This is a genomic window from Variovorax sp. efr-133-TYG-130 (assembly GCF_030208835.1).
Taxonomy (GTDB): domain Bacteria; phylum Pseudomonadota; class Gammaproteobacteria; order Burkholderiales; family Burkholderiaceae_C; genus Variovorax.
In genome coordinates this window covers 339,958-357,441 of sequence record NZ_JARVTD010000010.1, presented here as the reverse complement: position 1 = coordinate 357,441, position 17,484 = coordinate 339,958, and the positions used below count along the sequence as shown (strand labels likewise).

The following is a 17,484-nucleotide window of genomic DNA, read 5'->3' as shown; positions in this document are numbered from 1 at the left end:
GTTCTCGATCGGTGGGCCGCAGCCCGACCAACGATCGGCTGCGGCGGCTAACTTGAGAAGGACGCGTCGGCTGCCCTGACGGCTGCGACGAACTGCCGGATCTTTCCGGCGTCCTTGAGGCCCTTGTTCCCGGGACCGTCGATTTCGACGCCCGAGCTCACATCAACGGACAGCGACTTGCAGCGCGTCCGCAGGATGCGAATGCCATCGCTCACGTTTGCAGGTGTGAGCCCACCACTCAAGACGAGGTGAGCGTCGACGGCGGGTGGAAGAAGTGACCAATCGAATGCCTTGCCGCCACCGCCATAACCTTCGACATGGGCGTCGAGCAGGATGGCCTGGGCGTGGGAGTAATCGGACGCGTATTTTACGAGGTCGAAGGCGGCTCCGGCAGCCCCCAGGGGAATCCGGGCCGCGCGCATGTAACGAAAGCGCTCCGGGCCGGTCGATTCCTCGCACTGTTCGGGCGTTTCCTCGCCGTGGAACTGGGCGATGGCGCCCCGCACGCGGGCGAGCGACGCGATAACCGTCGACGGGTCTTCGTTCACGAACAACAGCACCGGCGTGATGAATGGGGGCAGGCGCGACGCCAGTTCGGCGGCGCGTTCCGGCGTTACCGCGCGGGGGCTCCCGGGGTAGAGCACGAAGCCGATGGCGTCGGCGCCGGCCTCGACCGCCGCGTCCACGTCGGCCTCACGGGTCAGGCCGCAGATCTTGATGCGGGTGCGGGTGGCTGCTGCGCTCGGGGAGGTCATGGCGGGCCATCATACGGAGCCCCGCCGGCCTGCAGCGTGGCCTCGGCCGGCAGCCCCCACTTCGCGTCGTACAACGGACCCAGGAAGTAAAGGCCGTCCGCCGAGAATGTGGGCGCCGCAACCTTGCGGCTGCGCGCCTCCAGCACCTGCGAAATCCATTCGACAGGCTCGTCGCCCCGGCCGATGCGCACGAGGCAGCCCATCAGGTTGCGGATCATGTGGTGCAGGAACGCGTCGGCCTCGAACTCGAAGTGCCAGCGGCAGCGCTCGCCGTCGCCGATGCGGGTGATTTCGATGCGCCGCAGGTCCTTGACCGGCGAGCGGGCCTGGCAGGCCGAGGCGCGGAAAGAGCTGAAATCGTGCCGCCCGACCAGCAGCGCCGCGGCGGCGCGCATCGCGTCGCCTTCGAGCGCATGCATCGACCAGCCGACCCGGCCCGCATCCAGGCTGGGCCGCACCGGCGACTGCGAGAGCACGTACAGGTAGCGGCGCGCCAGGGCGCTGGCGCGGCAGTGGAACTCATCGGGCACCGGTTGCGCCCATTGCACCGCGATGTCGTCGGGCAGGAAGCGGTTGGGGCCGCGCATCCAGGAGAAGGGTTCGCGCTCGACGGTGGTGTCGAAATGCACCACCTGCATGAGCGCGTGCACGCCGGCGTCGGTGCGGCCCGCGCACAGCGTGCCGATGGGCTGTGCCGCGAACTTCGAGAGCGCCGCCTCGAGCTTGTCCTGCACCGTGCGGCCCGAGCGCTGGCTTTGCCAGCCCTCGTACGCCTGGCCGTTGTAGCGGATGCCGAGCGCCAGCCTCACGAATTCAGGAACAGGAACAACGACAACCGCTCAGCGCAGTTCCGCGAGCAGCTGACGGGCTTGCGACTTGAGGTCGCCAGCGCTTTCGGCTTCGACTTCCTCCACCAGCGAGCGCGCGCCTTCGACGTCGCCGATGGCTTGCAGTTCGCGTGCGAGGGACAGCTTGACGGCGTGGGGGCTGTCGTCGCCCTCATCGTCGTGCGTGGAGACCGTGGGGCGTGCCACGGGCGTTTCGGCGCTGCGAGCCGGCAGGCCGGCCAGCGCGCTCATGTCGAACTCGATGAAGCCCGAGTCCGCCGGCAGCGAGTTGCGCAGCATGGCGGGGCGGGTGTTGTGCTCAGCGTCGCTCAGCGAAGAGGGGCGGGTGTCGGGCGTCAGGGCGGTCAGTGCGCCTGGCGCGGTGTCGAAGTCGTTCTCCAGGTCGACGGGCGTCGCAGCGTGGCCGTTCGACAGCGGTGCGGCGGGGCGAGCGGCCGTCGGCGCGGGCGCGTAGGCCGACTTCGGCAGGCTGGCGCCGACCGGCGCATGGCTCGGAGCTGGCGCCGGGGCGGGAGCAGGGGGCGGCGGCGCGGTCAGGTCGAGGTCGAAGTCCAGCGGTGCCACCGACGGAACGAAGGCGGGCGGAGCGGCAGCCACCGGCGGCGAAGCGGGAGGCGCAGCCACCGGCTTGGCGGCTGCGGCCAGGGCGCCGGCGAAGGCGGCCGTTTCGGCGGCGCTGGCGCCACCGCCGCTGCGGCTGGCGCCGGATTCGTACAGCGGGTTGCCCGGATCGAGGTCCTTGCCCATGTCGACCACGCGCGTCCATTCGGAGCCCAGGCCGCCGGTCAACTTGTGCACTTCGGTGGCGAGGCTTTCGTAGGCCCGCACGTCGCGCCGCTTGGCATGGATTTCGAGCAGCTTGAGATGGATCGCCGTGCGGTCGGGGTTCAGGCGCAGCGCTTCGCGCAGGATTTCCTCGGCCTGCAGGTCGCGGCCGTAGGCCAGGTAGACGTCGGCTTCGGCCACGGGGTCGACGTCGCCCGCGTCGAGCTGGCTCGGCGAGTACGACAGCGACGACACGGTGGAGTCGCCACGGTTCTTGGTGTCGACCGATTCGCCGCCGCTGGCGCCGAAGAACGAGTCCTTGGGAATGCGGCTCTCGAGGAACACGCTTTCGCTCATTTCCTCGCGGCGGCGGCCCAGCACGCGATAAAGCAGGAAGCCGACCAGCAGCGCGATCAGCGCGGCGCCGGCCAGCATCAGCGGGTTGTCCAGCAGTTCTTCGAAGAAGGTGGGCTCCGGCGGGGGCGGTGGCGGTGCCACAACCTTCTTCGGGGCCGGCTTCGGCGCGGCGGCATCGCCCGTAGGGGCGGCGGCAGGCGTCGTGGCTGCAGCATCGGTCGCGGGCGTTGCCGCGGGCGTGGTTGCTGCCGCGGGCGCGGCGGCGGCAGCGGTCGCTTCAGGCGTGGGGGCGGCGGGGGCTGCCGCAGGTGCAGCGGCGGGTGCGACAGCGGCGGCAGGTGCAGCGGCTGCAGCGGCAGCAGGGGCTGGCGTCGCGGCGGCCGGGGCCGACGGAGCTGGCGTGGGTGCCGCGGCCGGTGCCGGCGCTGGGCTGGCTGCCGCGGGTGCCGTCGTGGCTGCCGTGGACGGGGCCGGAACAGGAATGCCCGGCGTGGCGGGGGCGGCTGCCGGCGCGGCCGCACCGGTACTGCTCTTGAGCTTGTTCAGATCCTCTATGTTCTTCGACAGCTCTGCGACGCGGTTGCTCGCGTCCTGCGCCTGGCGGGCCTGTGCGACTTTTTCGTCGGCTGCGCGGGTGGAGGCGCTGCCCTGCGAGATGGTGAGCTTGTCGGGTGCGCTGGCCGCGGCGTTGCGGTCTTCGACGTTGGCCTGCAGCTTGCCCGAGGCATTGCGGCTGGCGGCCGCGACGTTCGAGGTCGGCGCATTCTCGGCCAGGCGCTGGCGGTAGGAGCCGAAGTCGCGGCTCTGCGCCGTGACGGTGCGGCGCGCCTCGGCGGCCGGCGTGGCTGCTGCCTGGGCGGCGGTCGGCAGGTCGAGCACGGCGCCCGCGCGCATGCGGTTGACGTTGCCGCCGATGAAGGCATTGGGGTTGGCGGCCAGCAGGGCCACGAGCATCTGGTCGAGCGACACGTCGGCCGGCTTGTAGGCGCCGGCGATCTTGCTGGCGGTGTCGCCGCGCTGCACCGTGACCTGTTCACCGCCGCCGCCGGTACGGGCGGGGGCGCTGGCAACGGCGGGAGCTGCCGGAGCGGCGGCTGCCGGCGCGGGCGCCGCAGCGACGGGAGCCGAGGGCGCTGCGGCCACCGGTGCACGCTCGCGGCGCGCGCGTGCGGCCGGGCGCTCGACGGGCGTCGTGATCTGCGGGGCAATCGGGGCTGCCGGCACGCTCGGTGCTGCCGCCTGCCGCGTGGCCGGCGGATCGAGCAGCACGGTGTAGTCGCGCACGATCCGGCCCGACGAGCCGTTGGCTTCCAGCAGCAGGTCGATGAACGGGTCGTTGAGAGGGCGGTTGCCGCTCAGGCGCACCACGTACTGGCCGCCTGCACGACGTTGCAAGGTGGCCCGCACGTCGCTGAGCGCCGGGTTGTACGGCACGCCGGCGTTCTTGAAGGCCTCGGCCGTGGCGATGTTGATCTTCAGGCCGTCCGCCTCGTTGGCAGCGATCTCGGTCACGTCGATCTCGGCGCGCAACGGTTCGCCGAGCGCCGATTGGACCTTCAGCTGACCCAGCGCGAACGCGCTGGCGTCGCTGCTGGCGAGGCCCAGAGCCACGGCGGCCGCGGCGCCCAGAATGGAAAGGCGCCAACCGTTCGATGGCAGATGCGGGCGAGCGGCCGAAGGGCTGGCCGCAGGCAACAGATGTCTTGTCATGCTGATAGGGGGCGGCTCAGGCCCAGAATTTGTAAGAGGACGTTAGCACCATCACTACGCACTGACAAGGCAATGCGCCATTTCTACCCAGTGCGCGCATACTTACGATCACATCTTATGTTGCCTTTCGGCAACAATTTGTGTTTCAAAAGGCCCTGAGCACCCCGCATCAGGCTTCGAGCAGGATGCGCAGCATGCGGCGCAGCGGTTCAGCGGCGCCCCACAGCAATTGGTCGCCGATGGTGAATGCGCCAACGTATTCCGGGCCCATCGCCAGCTTGCGGATGCGGCCGACCGGAATGTTCATGGTGCCCGTCACCGCCACCGGCGTGAGGTCCTTGACCGTTGCTTCCCGCGTGTTCGGCACGACCTTCGCCCACGGGTTGTCGGCGGCGATCATCGCTTCGATGTCGGCCAGCGGAACGTTCTTCTTGAGCTTGAAGGTCAGCGCCTGGCTATGGCAGCGCATGGCGCCGATGCGCACGCAGAAGCCGTCGACCGGCACGGCGGCGGTGCCGAAGCCCGCGCCCTGGCCCAGGATCTTGTTGGTCTCGGCGCCGCCCTTCCATTCTTCCTTGGACATGCCCCATTCGGCATCGTCCTGGCTCTTGCCCAGGCCCAGGTCCTTGTCGATCCAGGGGATCAGCGAGCCGCCCAGCGGCGCGCCGAAGTTGGCGGTCTCGGCGGCGCTCAGGTTCTGCTGCTTGTGCAGCACCTTGCGGTCGATTTCGAGGATGGCCGACTTCGGGTCGTCCAGCAGCGCGCGCACTTCGGCGTTCAGGGTGCCGAACTGGGTCAGCAGTTCGCGCATGTGCTGCGCGCCGCCGCCAGAGGCTGCCTGGTAGGTCATGCTGGTCATCCATTCGACCAGGCCGGCCTTGTAGAGGGCGCCCACGCCCATGAGCATGCAGCTCACGGTGCAGTTGCCGCCGATCCAGTTCTTGCCGCCCTTGGCCAGCGCGTTCTCGATGACCGGCAGGTTCACCGGGTCGAGCACGATGATGGCGTCATCCTTCATGCGCAGGGTGGAGGCGGCATCGATCCAGTGGCCGTTCCAGCCCGCGGCGCGCAGCTTGGGAAACACCTCGCTGGTGTAGTCGCCGCCCTGGCAGGTGATGACGATGTCGCACTTCTTCAGTGCTTCGATGTCGTTCGCATCCTTCAGCGCGGTCTCGTTCTTGGCCATGGCCGGGGCCTTGCCGCCGGCGTTGGAGGTCGAGAAGAAGATCGGCTCGATCAGACCGAAGTCGCCTTCGGCCTGCATGCGGTCCATCAGGACCGAGCCGACCATGCCGCGCCAGCCAACGAGGCCGACCAGAGGTTGAGATGCGTTCGCCATTTCAGTTTGCCCTTATGAAAAAAGAAAAAGTTGTCTTTTTTTGCCCCCGACTCGTCGAGCCGGGGAGGGGCGTGACGAAGCGGGCTGCGGTTAGCCGGTAATCGTCTTTTTGGTGATTGCTGCAACGACCGCGTCGCCCATTTCGCGGGTGCCGACGCGCTTCGTACCTTCAGACCAGATGTCACCCGTGCGCAGGCCGGAGGCCAGCACGACCTTGACTGCCGACTCGATACGGTCGGCAGCCTCGGCTTGGTTGAGTGAGAAGCGGAGCATCATGGCAGCGGACAGTATTGTAGCCAAAGGATTGGCAACCCCCTTGCCGGCAATGTCCGGGGCACTGCCGTGGCTGGGCTCGTACAGGCCCTGGTTGCTCGAATTGAGCGACGCCGAGGGCAGCATGCCGATGGAGCCGGTGAGCATCGCGGCCTCGTCCGAGAGGATGTCGCCGAACATGTTGCCGGTGACCACCACGTCGAACTTCTTGGGCGCCTTCACGAGCTGCATGGCGGCGTTGTCGACCAGCATGTGGTCGAGCTCGACGTCCGGATATTCCTTCGCGACGTCGAGCATCACGTCCTTCCACAGCTGCGAGGTTTCCAGCACGTTGTTCTTGTCCACGCTGGTCACGCGCTTGCTGCGCTTGCGTGCCGCCTCGAAGGCCACGCGCGCGATGCGCTCGATCTCGGGGCGAGAATAGCGCATGGTGTCGAAGGCTTCCTCGGCGCCCGGGAAGTGGCCGTCGACGGCCGTGCGGCGGCCGCGCGGCTGGCCGAAGTAGATGTCGCCGGTGAGCTCGCGGATGATCAGGATGTCCAGGCCGGCGATCAGCTCGGGCTTCAGGCTCGAGGCGCCCACCAGTTCCTCGTAGCAGATGGCCGGGCGGAAGTTGGCGAACAGGCCCAGGTTCTTGCGCAGCCCCAGGATGGCCTGCTCGGGGCGCAGCGGCCGGTCGAGCTTGTCGTATTTCCAGTCGCCGACGGCGCCGAACAGCACCGCGTCGGATTCCTTGGCCAGCTTGAGCGTCGATTCGGGCAGCGGGTGGCCGTGCGCCTCGTAGGCGGCACCGCCGACCAGCGCCGATTCCATCTCGAACTTCAGGTCGAGGACGTCGAGCACCTTGACCGCTTCGGCCACGATTTCGGTGCCGATGCCGTCACCCGGGAGAACTGCGATTTTCATTTTTGTCGTGTGTGGAAGATGGGAAAACGGAACGCGTTCAGGCGTTGGCCAGCATCGTATGCGCGAGCCAGGGCTTCTGCGCCAGGCGCTCGGCCTCGAAGGCCTTGATCTTGTCCTTGTGGCGCAGCGTGAGGCCGATGTCGTCCAGCCCGTTGATCAGGCAGTACTTGCGGAAGGCCTGCACGTCGAATGCGAACTCCTGGCCGTCGGGCTTCACCACCACCTGGCGCTCCAGGTCGATGGTCAGCGTATAGCCGGGGAAGGCGAAGGTCTCGTCGAACAACTGGCCCACCTGTGCTTCGGACAGCACGATCGGCAGCAGGCCGTTCTTGAAGCTGTTGTTGAAGAAGATGTCGGCATAGCTCGGCGCGATGATCGCGCGGAAGCCGTACTGGTCGAGCGCCCACGGCGCGTGTTCGCGCGACGAGCCGCAGCCGAAGTTCTTGCGCGCCAGCAGCACCGAGGCGCCCGCGTAGCGCGGCTGGTTGAGCACGAAGTCGGGGTTCGGCTTGCGGCTGGCCGGATCCTGGCCGGGCAGGCCCGGATCGAGGTAGCGCCACTCGTCGAACAGATTCACGCCGAAGCCGGTCTTCTTGATCGACTTGAGGAACTGCTTGGGAATGATGGCGTCGGTGTCGACGTTCTCGCGGTCCATCGGCGCCACGAGGCCCTTGTGCACGGTGAATTTCTGCATGTGATGTCTCCAGGTCAGGCCAGATCAGGCAAAAGTGCGCACGTCGACGAAATGGCCGTGCACGGCGGCGGCGGCGGCCATGGCCGGGCTCACGAGGTGGGTGCGGCCGCCGGCGCCCTGGCGGCCTTCGAAGTTGCGGTTGCTGGTCGATGCGCAGCGCTCGCCGGGTTCCAGGCGGTCGGCGTTCATGGCCAGGCACATCGAGCAGCCGGGCTCGCGCCATTCGAAGCCCGCGGCCTTGAAGATCACGTCGAGGCCTTCGCGCTCGGCCTGTTCCTTCACCACGCCCGAGCCGGGCACGACCATGGCCAGCTTCACGTTCTTCGCGACCTTCTGGCCCAGCTTCTTGACCACGGCGGCGGCTTCGCGCATGTCTTCGATGCGGCTGTTGGTGCACGAGCCGATGAACACCTTGTCGATGAAGATGTCGTTCATGGCCTTGTTGGGCTCCAGGCCCATGTAGACCAGCGCGCGCTCGATGGCGCCGCGCTTGCTTGCGTCCTTCTCCTTGTCGGGATCGGGCACGCGGCCGTTGATCTCGACCACCATCTCGGGCGAGGTGCCCCAAGTGACCTGCGGCTGGATCTGCGTGGCGTCGAGCTCCACCACCGCATCGAACTTCGCGCCCGGGTCGGACTGCAGCGTGCGCCAGTAGCTCACGGCCTGCTCCCACTCCACGCCGGTGGGCGCGAGCGGGCGGCCCTTGACGTAGCTGATGGTCTTCTCGTCGACCGCTACCAGCCCGGCGCGCGCACCGGCCTCGATGGCCATGTTGCAGACCGTCATGCGGCCTTCCATGCTCAGGTCGCGAATGGCCGAGCCGGCGAACTCGATGGTGTAGCCCGTGCCGCCGGCGGTGCCGATCTTGCCGATGATGGCCAGCACGATGTCCTTGGCCGTGCAGCCCAGCGGCAGCTTGCCCTCGACCTTCACGAGCATGTTCTTCGCCTTCTTGCCCAGCAGCGTCTGCGTGGCCATGACGTGCTCGACCTCGCTGGTGCCGATGCCGTGCGCCAGCGCGCCGAACGCGCCGTGCGTGGAGGTGTGCGAGTCGCCGCAGACGACAGTCATGCCCGGCAGCGTCGCGCCCGATTCGGGGCCGATCACGTGCACGATGCCCTGGCGCTTGCTCAGGAACGGGAAGAACGCGGCGGCGCCGAACTCGGCGATGTTGTGGTCCAGCGTGGTGACCTGTTCCTTGCTGGTCGGGTCGGCGATGCCTTCGTAGCCGCGCTCCCAGCCCGTGGTGGGCGTGTTGTGGTCGGCCGTGGCCACGACCGAGCTGATGCGCCACAGCTTGCGGCCGGCTTCGCGCAGGCCTTCGAAGGCCTGCGGGCTGGTGACTTCATGCACCAGGTGGCGGTCGATGTAGAGGATCGCGGTGCCGTCTTCCTCGGTGTGGACGACGTGTTCGTCCCAGATCTTGTCGTAGAGCGTGCGTGCCATGTCGGTCTCTTTGTCTTTCGTGGGGAAATGGATTGTCCGTGTGTGCGGCTGCAATGTGGGTTCAGGCCGCGAGTTGTTCTGTCGCATCCGCGGCGGCGTGCAGGTGGTTCACCAGCGAGCGCGCGGCCACCGGCAGGGTGGAGAAATCGCGCGCCACGAGGCGGATCTCGCGTGCCGCCCACGCGTCGTTCAGGGCGATGCTCGCCAGGCCGCGGCCGATGCCGTTCTGCATCAGCTCGAAGGCGCGCTGCGGCATCACGCCGATGCCCAGGCCGTTCTCGATCATCCGGCACATGGCGTCCAGGCCCGTGACGTGGATGCGCAGCTTGATGCTGCGCCCGGCATTCAATGCCGCCTCGTGCATGGCGACGTAGATCGAGCTGTTGGTGTGCAGGCCGACGTGGTCGAAGTCGAGCGAGTCGATGAAGTCGATGGCGCCTCGTGCGGCCAGCACGTGGCCGGTGGGCACGATGAGCGCAAGGCGGTCGTGCCGGTAGGAAAGGCTCTGCAGCTCGCCCGCGCCGCCGGCCACGTGGCACACGCCGAGGTCGGCCGCGCCTTCCTGCACTGCGCGGATCACCTCGCTGCTCAGGTGCTCCTCGAGGTCGATCTTGATGGCCTCGTGCGCCCGCGTGAACACGCCCAGGTCTTCAGGCAGGAACTGCACGATGGCAGAGATGTTGGCATGCACCCGAACATGGCCGCGCACGCCGTCGGCGTATTCGCTGAGCTCCCCCTGCATCTTCTCGAGGCTGTAGAGCACCGAGCGCGCATGGTGCAGCAGGCTTTCGCCGGCCGGCGTGAGGTCGACGCCGCGCGCATGGCGGTAGAGCAGGGTGGTGCCCAGCGTGGCTTCGAGGTCGGACAGCCGCTTGCTGATGGCCGACGCCGCGATGAACTCGCGCTCCGACGCGCGGCCGATGCTGCCCAGTTCGCAAACGGCCACGAACAGCTGCAGCGACGTGAGGTCGATGCGGCGGGCGAAGTTGCGTTCTGAGGTGCTCATGGGGCTTGGGCATCGCGGCTGGCGATGAGTTGGCTATTTTCTTCTTGTTTTTCCCTTGAAGCCATCGTGATATGCGATGACCTCAGTGCCCGCTGGCGAGGAGCGCAGGCCGGCAGTGGCCTCCAAACGAAAAAAGCTGCCCGGAGGCAGCTTTTTCAAAGGTCGAGCGGCGCTCGATCAGCGAGCCGAGATCGGCTTCACGTCACGCTTCGGCGAGCCTTCGAACAGCTGGCGCGGGCGGCCGATCTTGTACTCGGGGTCGCCGATCATTTCGTTCAGCTGGGCGATCCAGCCGACCGTGCGGGCCAGCGCGAAGATCGCGGTGAACAGCGGCACCGGGATGCCGATGGCGCGCTGCACGATGCCCGAGTAGAAGTCGACGTTCGGGTACAGCTTGCGCGACACGAAGTACTCGTCTTCCAGGGCGATCTTTTCCAGTTCCTTGGCGAGCTTGAACAGCGGGTCTTGCTCCAGGCCCAGCTCGGTCAGCACTTCGTTGCAGGTTTCCTGCATCAGCTTGGCGCGCGGGTCGTAGTTCTTGTACACGCGGTGGCCGAAGCCCATGAGCTTGACGTTCGAGTTCTTGTCCTTGACCTTCTTGATGAACTCGCCGATCTTCTCGACGCCGCCTTCCTTCTGGATGTCGTACAGCATGTTGAGTGCTGCTTCGTTGGCGCCGCCGTGGGCCGGGCCCCAGAGGCAGGCCACGCCGGCCGCGATGGCCGCGAAGGGGTTCGTGCCCGACGAGCCGCACAGGCGCACCGTCGAGGTGGAGGCGTTCTGCTCGTGGTCTGCGTGCAGGATGAAGATGCGGTCGAGCGCGCGCTCGAGCACCGGGTTCACCTTGTACTCCTCGCACGGCGTGGCAAACATCATGTGCAGGAAGTTGCCGGCGTAGCTCAGGTCGTTCTTCGGGTACATGTACGGCTGGCCGATCGTGTACTTGTAGGCCATGGCCACGAGCGTGGGCATCTTCGCGATCAGGCGGATCGCGGCGATCTCGCGGTGCTCGGGATTGTTGATGTCCGTGCTGTCGTGATAGAAGGCCGACAGGGCGCCCACGAGGCCGGTCATGATGGCCATCGGGTGGGCATCACGGCGGAAGCCGCGCAGGAAGAACTGCATCTGCTCGTTCACCATGGTGTGGTTCGTCACGACCTTGGTGAAGTTTTCCTTCTTGGCCTGGTCCGGCAGTTCACCGTACAGCAGCAGGTGGCAGGTCTCGAGGAAGTCGCAGTTGGTGGCCAGCTGCTCGATGGGGTAGCCGCGATACAGCAGTTCGCCCTTGTCGCCGTCGATGTACGTGATGGCCGACTGGCAGGCGGCGGTCGACATGAAGCCCGGGTCGTACGTGAACATGCCGGTCTGTGCATACAGCTTGCGGATGTCGATCACGTCGGGGCCCACGGTGCCCTTGTAGATCGGCAGGTCGACGCTGTCGCCGCCGTTGCTGAACGACAGCGTGGCCTTGGTATCGGATGCTTTCATTTCGGTTTACTTTCAGAGGTGGATTCAGGACGAAGGAGAAATTGCGGGCCGCTGCGCGCCGTCGGTGCGCATCAGCTGCAGCAATGCGACCACCTCGGCCCCGGCCCATTCGGGCTCGGGCTCCTTTCTGCACAGAAGGAGGTCGAGGAGATCGTTGTCCGACAGGTCCATCAGTGTCTCCATCGCTCCCGCCTGACCCACGGTCATGCGGGATTCGTGTCGCTCGAAGAAGCGGGCGATGAACAGGTCGTTCTCGAGCAGTCCGCGCCGGCAGCGCCATTTCAGCTTGCTCAGCGCACGTTCGCTGAGCGGCTGGTCGAGGTCGGCGGCGGGTTGCATGGTGGCGTCTCTAGGCAATATGGATCAGGGATCAGATGGCGCGGCGCACCATCAATTCCTTGATCTTGCCGATGGCCTTGGTCGGGTTCAGGCTCTTCGGGCACACGTCCACGCAGTTCATGATCGTGTGGCAGCGGAACAGGCGGTACGGGTCTTCCAGGTTGTCCAGGCGCTCGGCGGTGGCTTCGTCACGGCTGTCGGCGATGAAGCGGTAGGCCTGCAGCAGGCCGGCCGGGCCCACGAACTTGTCGGGGTTCCACCAGAAGCTCGGGCAGCTCGTGGAGCAACTCGCGCACAGGATGCACTCGTACAGGCCGTTGAGCTCTTCGCGCTCTTCGGGCGACTGCAGGCGCTCCTTTTCGGGCGGCACGCTGTCGTTCTGCAGGTACGGCTTGATCGAGTTGTACTGCTTGAAGAACTGCGTCATGTCCACGATCAGGTCGCGGATGACGGGCAGGCCCGGCAGCGGCTTGAGCACGACGGTGCCCTTGAGCGTGTTCATGTTGGTCAGGCATGCCAGACCGTTCTTGCCGTTGATGTTCATCGCGTCGGAGCCGCAGACGCCTTCGCGGCACGAACGGCGGAACGACAGCGTCGGGTCCTGCGCCTTGAGCTTCATCAGGGCGTCGAGCAGCATGCGCTCATGGCCGTCGAGTTCGATCTCGACGGTCTGCATGTAGGGCTTGGCGTCCTTGTCCGGGTCGTAGCGGTAGATCTGGAATGTGCGCTTCATCGTATGTTCCTAATTTTTAGAATGTCCGGACCTTCGGGGGCACCGAGGCGACCGTCAGGGGCTGAAGCTTGACCGGCTTGTACGACAGGCGGTTGTCTTCGCTGTACCAGAGCGTATGCTTCATCCAGTTGGCGTCGTCGCGGCCGAGCGGCGCGACCGGGTCGTCCGCCGGGCGTTCGTAGTCTTCCACCGTGTGCGCGCCGCGGCATTCCTTGCGGGCTGCTGCGGAAACCATGGTGGCCTGCGCCACTTCGATCAGGTTGTCGACTTCCAGCGCTTCGATGCGGGCGGTGTTGAACACCTTCGACTTGTCCTTCAGGCCGATGGCCTTGACGCGCTCGCGCACGGCGGCGATCTTGACCACGCCTTCGTCCATCGAGGCCTGCTTGCGGAACACGGCGGCGTGCTGCTGCATGACGGCGCGGATCTCGCCGGCCACGTCCTGGGCGTATTCGCCGGTGGTGGTCGACTCGAGGCGGTTCAGGCGCTCCAGCGTGCGGTCGGCCGCATCGTTGGGCAGGGGCTTGTGTTCCTTGAGCTTGTCGTTGAACTCGACGATGTGGTTGCCGGCCGCGCGGCCGAACACCAGCAGGTCGAGCAGCGAGTTCGTGCCCAGGCGGTTGGCGCCGTGAACGCTCACGCAGGAGCATTCGCCCACGGCGTAGAGGCCGTTCACCACGGCGCTGTTGTCCTCGCCCTTCTGCACCACGACCTGGCCGTGGATGTTGGTGGGGATGCCGCCCATCTGGTAGTGGATGGTCGGCACGACGGGGATCGGTTCCTTCGTGATGTCGACGTTGGCGAAGTTGACGCCGATTTCATACACCGAGGGCAGGCGCTTGTGGATGGTGTCGGCGCCCAGGTGGTCGAGCTTGAGCAGCACGTAGTCCTTGTTGGGACCGCAGCCTCGGCCTTCCTTGATTTCCTGGTCCATGGAGCGCGAGACGAAGTCGCGCGGCGCCAGGTCCTTCAGCGTGGGCGCGTAGCGCTCCATGAAGCGTTCGCCGTTGCTGTTCAGCAGGATCGCGCCTTCGCCGCGGCAGCCTTCGGTCAGCAGCACGCCCGCGCCGGCCACGCCGGTCGGGTGGAACTGCCAGAACTCCATGTCCTGCAGCGGGATGCCCGAGCGGGCAGCCATGCCGAGGCCGTCGCCGGTGTTGATGAAGGCGTTGGTCGAGGCCTGGAAGATGCGGCCCGCGCCGCCGGTGGCCAGCAGCACGGTCTTGGCCTGCAGGATGTGCAGGTCGCCGGTTTCCATTTCGAGGGCGGTCACGCCGACCACGTCGCCTTCGTCGTCACGGATGAGGTCGAGCGCCATCCATTCGACGAAGAACTGGGTGCGGGCCTCGACGTTCTTCTGGTAGAGCGTGTGCAGCATCGCGTGGCCGGTGCGGTCGGCCGCGGCGCAGGCGCGCTGCACGGGCTTCTCGCCGTAGTTGGCCGTGTGGCCGCCGAACGGACGCTGGTAGATGGTGCCGTCGGGGTTGCGGTCGAACGGCATGCCGAAGTGTTCGAGCTCGTACACGACCTTCGGTGCTTCGCGGCACATGAACTCGATCGCGTCCTGGTCGCCGAGCCAGTCGGAGCCCTTGATCGTGTCGTAGAAGTGGTAGTGCCAGTTGTCTTCGCTCATGTTGCCGAGCGATGCGCCCACGCCGCCCTGGGCAGCGACGGTGTGCGAACGGGTCGGGAACACCTTGGAGAGCACGGCCACGTTGAGGCCGGCACGTGCGAGTTGCAGAGAGGCGCGCATGCCGGAGCCGCCGGCACCGACGATCACGACGTCGAACTTGCGCTTGGTGATTTTTTCTTTTGTGTAGGTCATGGTGGGGTCAGATCTTCCAAAGCACTTGAATGGCCCAACCCGCACAACCGACAAGCCAGACGATGGTGAAAATTTGCAGCACGAGACGGATGGCGACGGGCTGGACGTAGTCCATCCACACGTCGCGCATGCCGACCCACACGTGGTAGAGCAGGGCGACGATCACGGAGAACGTCAGCACCTTCATCCACTGCGCCGCGAAGATGCCGGCCCAGAGGTCGTAGCCGATGGGGCCGCGGGTGAAGATCAGCTGTGCGAGCAGCACGATCGTGAAGAGCGCCATCAGGCCGCCGGTGATGCGCTGGCTGAGCCAGTCGCGAAGACCGTAGTGCGCGCCGACGACGATGCGCTTGGAGCCGTAGTTCACAGACATGGTTGGCTCCTTCTCAGTACAGGCCGAACAGCTTGGCGCCCAGCACCAGCGTGAGGATGATGCTCGCGCCCAGCGTGAAGAGGGCGGAGGTGTGGCCGAATTCCTTGGTCACGGCGGAGTGGCTCACGTCCATCCAGAGGTGGCGCAGGCCGGCGATGAAGTGGTGCAGGTAGGCCCAGATGAGCGCGAGCGCGACGAGCTTGAAGAACCAACCCGGGGCGAAGCCGATGCCGACGTTGAAGGCGCCCTTGAATTTCGCGAACGAATAGTCGGACGAGAGCGACGTGTCGAACATCCAGATGATGAACGGCAGCAGCAGGAACATGAGCACGCCGCTCACGCGGTGCAGGATCGACACGATGCCTGCCGGCGGAAGCCGGTAGGTCGTGAGATCGGTGAATGCGTTGATGTTCCGGAATTCGCGGCGCGGTGGCCGGGGAGGATTTGCAAGCTCTGTCATGAGGGGAGGGCTTTCGTGGCTTGGATGACTTGTTCTGAGAGCGAACGCTTTTGTTTCTTATGCGGAAGTGCAAACAACGCAAAATTCTATTGCAATGCACCATCGGGCAGCGGACGCGCATGAGTCAGCGCACCGTTGCAGTCGGATGCTATTGACTTCGTAGCACGCGGTGCATGTTGCGCGCGCACGCTGGCGCGCCGTGATTCGGCCTTTGTCTGCATCGGGGTCAGCCCAGCTGGTTCCTGTAGTGGTGCGTGTCGGTGCGATAGAGCCCGCGGCGCAATTCCATGGGCATGTCATGGTAGGTGTGCGCCACGCGTTCCACGCTCAGCAGGGGCATCTGCGGCGTGACGTCGAGCAGCGCGGCCTGTTCGGCATCGGGCAGCACGGCGCGGATTTTTTCTTCGGCCCGCACCATGCGCACGCCGAACTCGGTTTCGAACAGCGCGTACATCGGCCCCGGCCACGCGCGCAGCCGCTCGGCCGTGAGGCCCTTGAAGGGCGTGCCGGGCAGCCAGAGGTCTTCGAGGATGGTCGGCACGCCGGCATAGGCCAGCACGCGGCGCACCTGCAGTACGGCGTCGCCGGTGCGCAGGCCGAGGGCGCGGGCCACGTCGGCCGACGCGCGCAGGCGCTTGCAGTCGACGATGGTGCGCACCGCGGGGCCTTCGCTGCTGGGATCGCCGGCATCGGGCACGAGCTTGAGGAAGCGGTACTGCACATGCTGCTCCGCATGCGTGGCGACGAAGGTGCCCTTGCCCTGGCGGCGCACCACCAGGTTTTCGGCCGAGAGCTCGTCGATGGCCTTGCGCACCGTGCCCTGGCTCACCCGATAGCGCACGGCCAGGTCCATCTCGCTGGGGATGGGCTCACCCGGCTTCCACTCGCCCGCCTGCAGGCTCTGCAGGATCAGGGTCTTGATCTGCTGGTAGAGCGGACTGAAGGACGGCGTCGCGGGCTCGTCGAGTGTTGTGGGCGTGTTCATGGCAGCGGTGGGGTGCGCCGTGGCGGTGCCCCCGAGGATATCTTATATAAGACATAAGACGGGGCTTATTGAATCGGCTTAAAATGCGGCCGGTCTCGCGCTGCGGGAAGGTATTTCACCCCGCAGAACCCTGGCGCCCCACGAGAGCGCCGACACCGTTTCATCACCTTCTGGAGTCTTCCCATGAGCAAAAAACCCGTCCGCGTTGCCGTCACCGGTGCCGCCGGCCAAATCGGTTACGCCCTGTTGTTCCGCATCGCATCCGGCGAAATGCTCGGCAAAGACCAGCCGGTCATTCTGCAACTGCTCGAAATCCCCGACGAGAAGGCCCAGAAGGCGCTCAAGGGCGTGATGATGGAACTCGACGACTGCGCATTCCCGCTGCTGGCCGGCATGGAAGCCCATGGCGACCCGATGACCGCCTTCAAGGACGCCGACTACGCACTGCTGGTCGGCTCGCGTCCCCGCGGCCCCGGCATGGAACGTGCCGAACTGCTGGCCGTCAACGGCGCCATCTTCACGGCGCAAGGCAAGGCTCTCAACGCCGTCGCCAGCCGCAACGTCAAGGTGCTCGTGGTCGGCAACCCGGCCAACACCAACGCCTACATCGCCATGAAGAGCGCACCCGACCTGCCGCGCAAGAACTTCACCGCCATGCTGCGCCTGGACCACAACCGCGCCGCCAGCCAGATCGCCGCCAAGACCGGCAAGCCCGTGGCCGACATCGAAAAGCTCACCGTGTGGGGCAACCACTCGCCCACGATGTATGCCGACTACCGCTTCGCCACCATCAACGGCGAAAGCGTCGCCAAGATGATCAACGACCAGGAATGGAACGCCAACGTGTTCCTGCCGACCGTCGGCAAGCGCGGCGCGGCCATCATCGAAGCACGCGGCCTGTCGTCGGCTGCCTCGGCCGCCAACGCCGCCATCGACCACATGCGCGACTGGGCCCTGGGCACCAACGGCAAGTGGGTCACCATGGGCATCCCGTCGGACGGCCAGTACGGCATTCCGAAGGACGTGATGTTCGGCTTCCCCGTCACCTGCGAAAACGGCGAATACAAGCTGGTCGAAGGCCTCGAGATCGACGCATTCAGCCAGGAACGCATCAACAAGACGCTGGAAGAGCTCGAAGGCGAACGCGCCGGCGTTGCCCACCTGCTGTAAGCCATCCCCAGC

General features: G+C 66.4%; 16 protein-coding genes. 1 reads left to right on the top strand and 15 read right to left on the bottom strand.

The features are described from left to right. Positions 1–47: 47 nt before the first annotated feature. The 15 genes from QRN67_RS13090 to QRN67_RS13020 form a co-directional block, all read right to left on the bottom strand. Entirely contained in the window at positions 48–755 is a 708-nt protein-coding gene (locus QRN67_RS13090; protein ID WP_285412100.1) for a phosphoribosylanthranilate isomerase, read from the bottom strand. Further along, the gene (gene truA / locus QRN67_RS13085) at positions 752–1,564 is read right to left on the bottom strand and encodes a tRNA pseudouridine(38-40) synthase TruA (RefSeq protein WP_285412099.1); all 813 of its coding nucleotides are present in this window, start codon (positions 1,562–1,564) and stop codon (positions 752–754) included. The genes QRN67_RS13090 and truA overlap by 4 nt, the downstream gene beginning before the upstream one ends. Before the next feature lie 30 nt (positions 1,565–1,594). After that, entirely contained in the window at positions 1,595–4,435 is a 2,841-nt protein-coding gene (locus QRN67_RS13080) for a FimV/HubP family polar landmark protein (RefSeq protein ID WP_285412098.1), read from the bottom strand. Between the two features lie 169 nt (positions 4,436–4,604). Then, positions 4,605–5,774 carry an aspartate-semialdehyde dehydrogenase gene (gene asd / locus QRN67_RS13075; protein WP_106935289.1) on the bottom strand — a complete coding sequence of 390 codons (1,170 nt, stop codon included), beginning with the start codon at positions 5,772–5,774 and terminating at the stop codon, positions 4,605–4,607. Positions 5,775–5,864: 90 nt separating this feature from the next. Next, positions 5,865–6,953, bottom strand: coding sequence for a 3-isopropylmalate dehydrogenase (gene leuB / locus QRN67_RS13070; RefSeq protein WP_081270668.1), 1,089 nt, complete (start codon positions 6,951–6,953; stop codon positions 5,865–5,867). Positions 6,954–6,990: 37 nt separating this feature from the next. Further along, the gene (gene leuD / locus QRN67_RS13065) at positions 6,991–7,647 is read right to left on the bottom strand and encodes a 3-isopropylmalate dehydratase small subunit (protein ID WP_081270667.1); all 657 of its coding nucleotides are present in this window, start codon (positions 7,645–7,647) and stop codon (positions 6,991–6,993) included. A gap of 24 nt (positions 7,648–7,671) precedes the next feature. Next, entirely contained in the window at positions 7,672–9,093 is a 1,422-nt protein-coding gene (gene leuC, locus QRN67_RS13060) for a 3-isopropylmalate dehydratase large subunit (protein WP_081270666.1), read from the bottom strand. A 61-nt stretch (positions 9,094–9,154) separates the two neighbouring features. After that, positions 9,155–10,099: a LysR family transcriptional regulator gene (locus QRN67_RS13055; protein WP_285412097.1), complete on the bottom strand. Its 945-nt coding sequence runs from the start codon at positions 10,097–10,099 to the stop codon at positions 9,155–9,157. A 177-nt stretch (positions 10,100–10,276) separates the two neighbouring features. Next, entirely contained in the window at positions 10,277–11,587 is a 1,311-nt protein-coding gene (gene gltA / locus QRN67_RS13050) for a citrate synthase (RefSeq protein ID WP_081270664.1), read from the bottom strand. 24 nt (positions 11,588–11,611) lie between these two features. Further along, positions 11,612–11,926, bottom strand: coding sequence for an FAD assembly factor SdhE (locus tag QRN67_RS13045; RefSeq protein ID WP_081270663.1), 315 nt, complete (start codon positions 11,924–11,926; stop codon positions 11,612–11,614). Between the two features lie 31 nt (positions 11,927–11,957). Next, a complete protein-coding gene (locus tag QRN67_RS13040) occupies positions 11,958–12,659 on the bottom strand; it encodes a succinate dehydrogenase iron-sulfur subunit (protein WP_081270662.1) in 702 nt (233 codons plus the stop codon). Between the two features lie 16 nt (positions 12,660–12,675). Beyond that, entirely contained in the window at positions 12,676–14,484 is a 1,809-nt protein-coding gene (sdhA, locus tag QRN67_RS13035) for a succinate dehydrogenase flavoprotein subunit (RefSeq protein WP_081270661.1), read from the bottom strand. Positions 14,485–14,491: 7 nt separating this feature from the next. Continuing rightward, on the bottom strand, positions 14,492–14,857 hold the full coding sequence (gene sdhD / locus QRN67_RS13030; RefSeq protein WP_081270660.1) for a succinate dehydrogenase, hydrophobic membrane anchor protein: 366 nt from the start codon (positions 14,855–14,857) through the stop codon (positions 14,492–14,494). Between the two features lie 13 nt (positions 14,858–14,870). Continuing rightward, complete coding sequence (gene sdhC, locus QRN67_RS13025) at positions 14,871–15,317, bottom strand: succinate dehydrogenase, cytochrome b556 subunit (RefSeq protein ID WP_081270659.1); 447 nt, start codon at positions 15,315–15,317, stop codon at positions 14,871–14,873. A gap of 226 nt (positions 15,318–15,543) precedes the next feature. Next, complete coding sequence (locus QRN67_RS13020) at positions 15,544–16,302, bottom strand: GntR family transcriptional regulator (protein ID WP_106935286.1); 759 nt, start codon at positions 16,300–16,302, stop codon at positions 15,544–15,546. Between the two features lie 183 nt (positions 16,303–16,485). On the opposite strand from QRN67_RS13020, the gene QRN67_RS13015 reads away from it, so the two are divergent. Beyond that, the gene (locus tag QRN67_RS13015; protein ID WP_081270657.1) at positions 16,486–17,472 is read left to right on the top strand and encodes a malate dehydrogenase; all 987 of its coding nucleotides are present in this window, start codon (positions 16,486–16,488) and stop codon (positions 17,470–17,472) included. Positions 17,473–17,484: the final 12 nt, after the last annotated feature.

Excerpts from the sequence above, each read along its gene's own strand:
- QRN67_RS13090 (WP_285412100.1), bottom strand. The coding sequence starts at position 755 with ATGACCTCCCCGAGCGCAGCAGCCACCCGCACCCGCATCAAGATCTGC.
- QRN67_RS13080 (WP_285412098.1), bottom strand. The coding sequence starts at position 4,435 with ATGACAAGACATCTGTTGCCTGCGGCCAGCCCTTCGGCCGCTCGCCCG.
- asd (WP_106935289.1), bottom strand. The coding sequence starts at position 5,774 with ATGGCGAACGCATCTCAACCTCTGGTCGGCCTCGTTGGCTGGCGCGGC.
- leuB (WP_081270668.1), bottom strand. The coding sequence starts at position 6,953 with ATGAAAATCGCAGTTCTCCCGGGTGACGGCATCGGCACCGAAATCGTG.
- leuD (WP_081270667.1), bottom strand. The coding sequence starts at position 7,647 with ATGCAGAAATTCACCGTGCACAAGGGCCTCGTGGCGCCGATGGACCGC.
- leuC (WP_081270666.1), bottom strand. The coding sequence starts at position 9,093 with ATGGCACGCACGCTCTACGACAAGATCTGGGACGAACACGTCGTCCAC.
- QRN67_RS13055 (WP_285412097.1), bottom strand. The coding sequence starts at position 10,099 with ATGAGCACCTCAGAACGCAACTTCGCCCGCCGCATCGACCTCACGTCG.
- gltA (WP_081270664.1), bottom strand. The coding sequence starts at position 11,587 with ATGAAAGCATCCGATACCAAGGCCACGCTGTCGTTCAGCAACGGCGGC.
- QRN67_RS13045 (WP_081270663.1), bottom strand. The coding sequence starts at position 11,926 with ATGCAACCCGCCGCCGACCTCGACCAGCCGCTCAGCGAACGTGCGCTG.
- QRN67_RS13040 (WP_081270662.1), bottom strand. The coding sequence starts at position 12,659 with ATGAAGCGCACATTCCAGATCTACCGCTACGACCCGGACAAGGACGCC.
- sdhA (WP_081270661.1), bottom strand. The coding sequence starts at position 14,484 with ATGACCTACACAAAAGAAAAAATCACCAAGCGCAAGTTCGACGTCGTG.
- sdhD (WP_081270660.1), bottom strand. The coding sequence starts at position 14,857 with ATGTCTGTGAACTACGGCTCCAAGCGCATCGTCGTCGGCGCGCACTAC.
- sdhC (WP_081270659.1), bottom strand. The coding sequence starts at position 15,317 with ATGACAGAGCTTGCAAATCCTCCCCGGCCACCGCGCCGCGAATTCCGG.
- QRN67_RS13020 (WP_106935286.1), bottom strand. The coding sequence starts at position 16,302 with ATGAACACGCCCACAACACTCGACGAGCCCGCGACGCCGTCCTTCAGT.
- QRN67_RS13015 (WP_081270657.1), top strand. The coding sequence starts at position 16,486 with ATGAGCAAAAAACCCGTCCGCGTTGCCGTCACCGGTGCCGCCGGCCAA.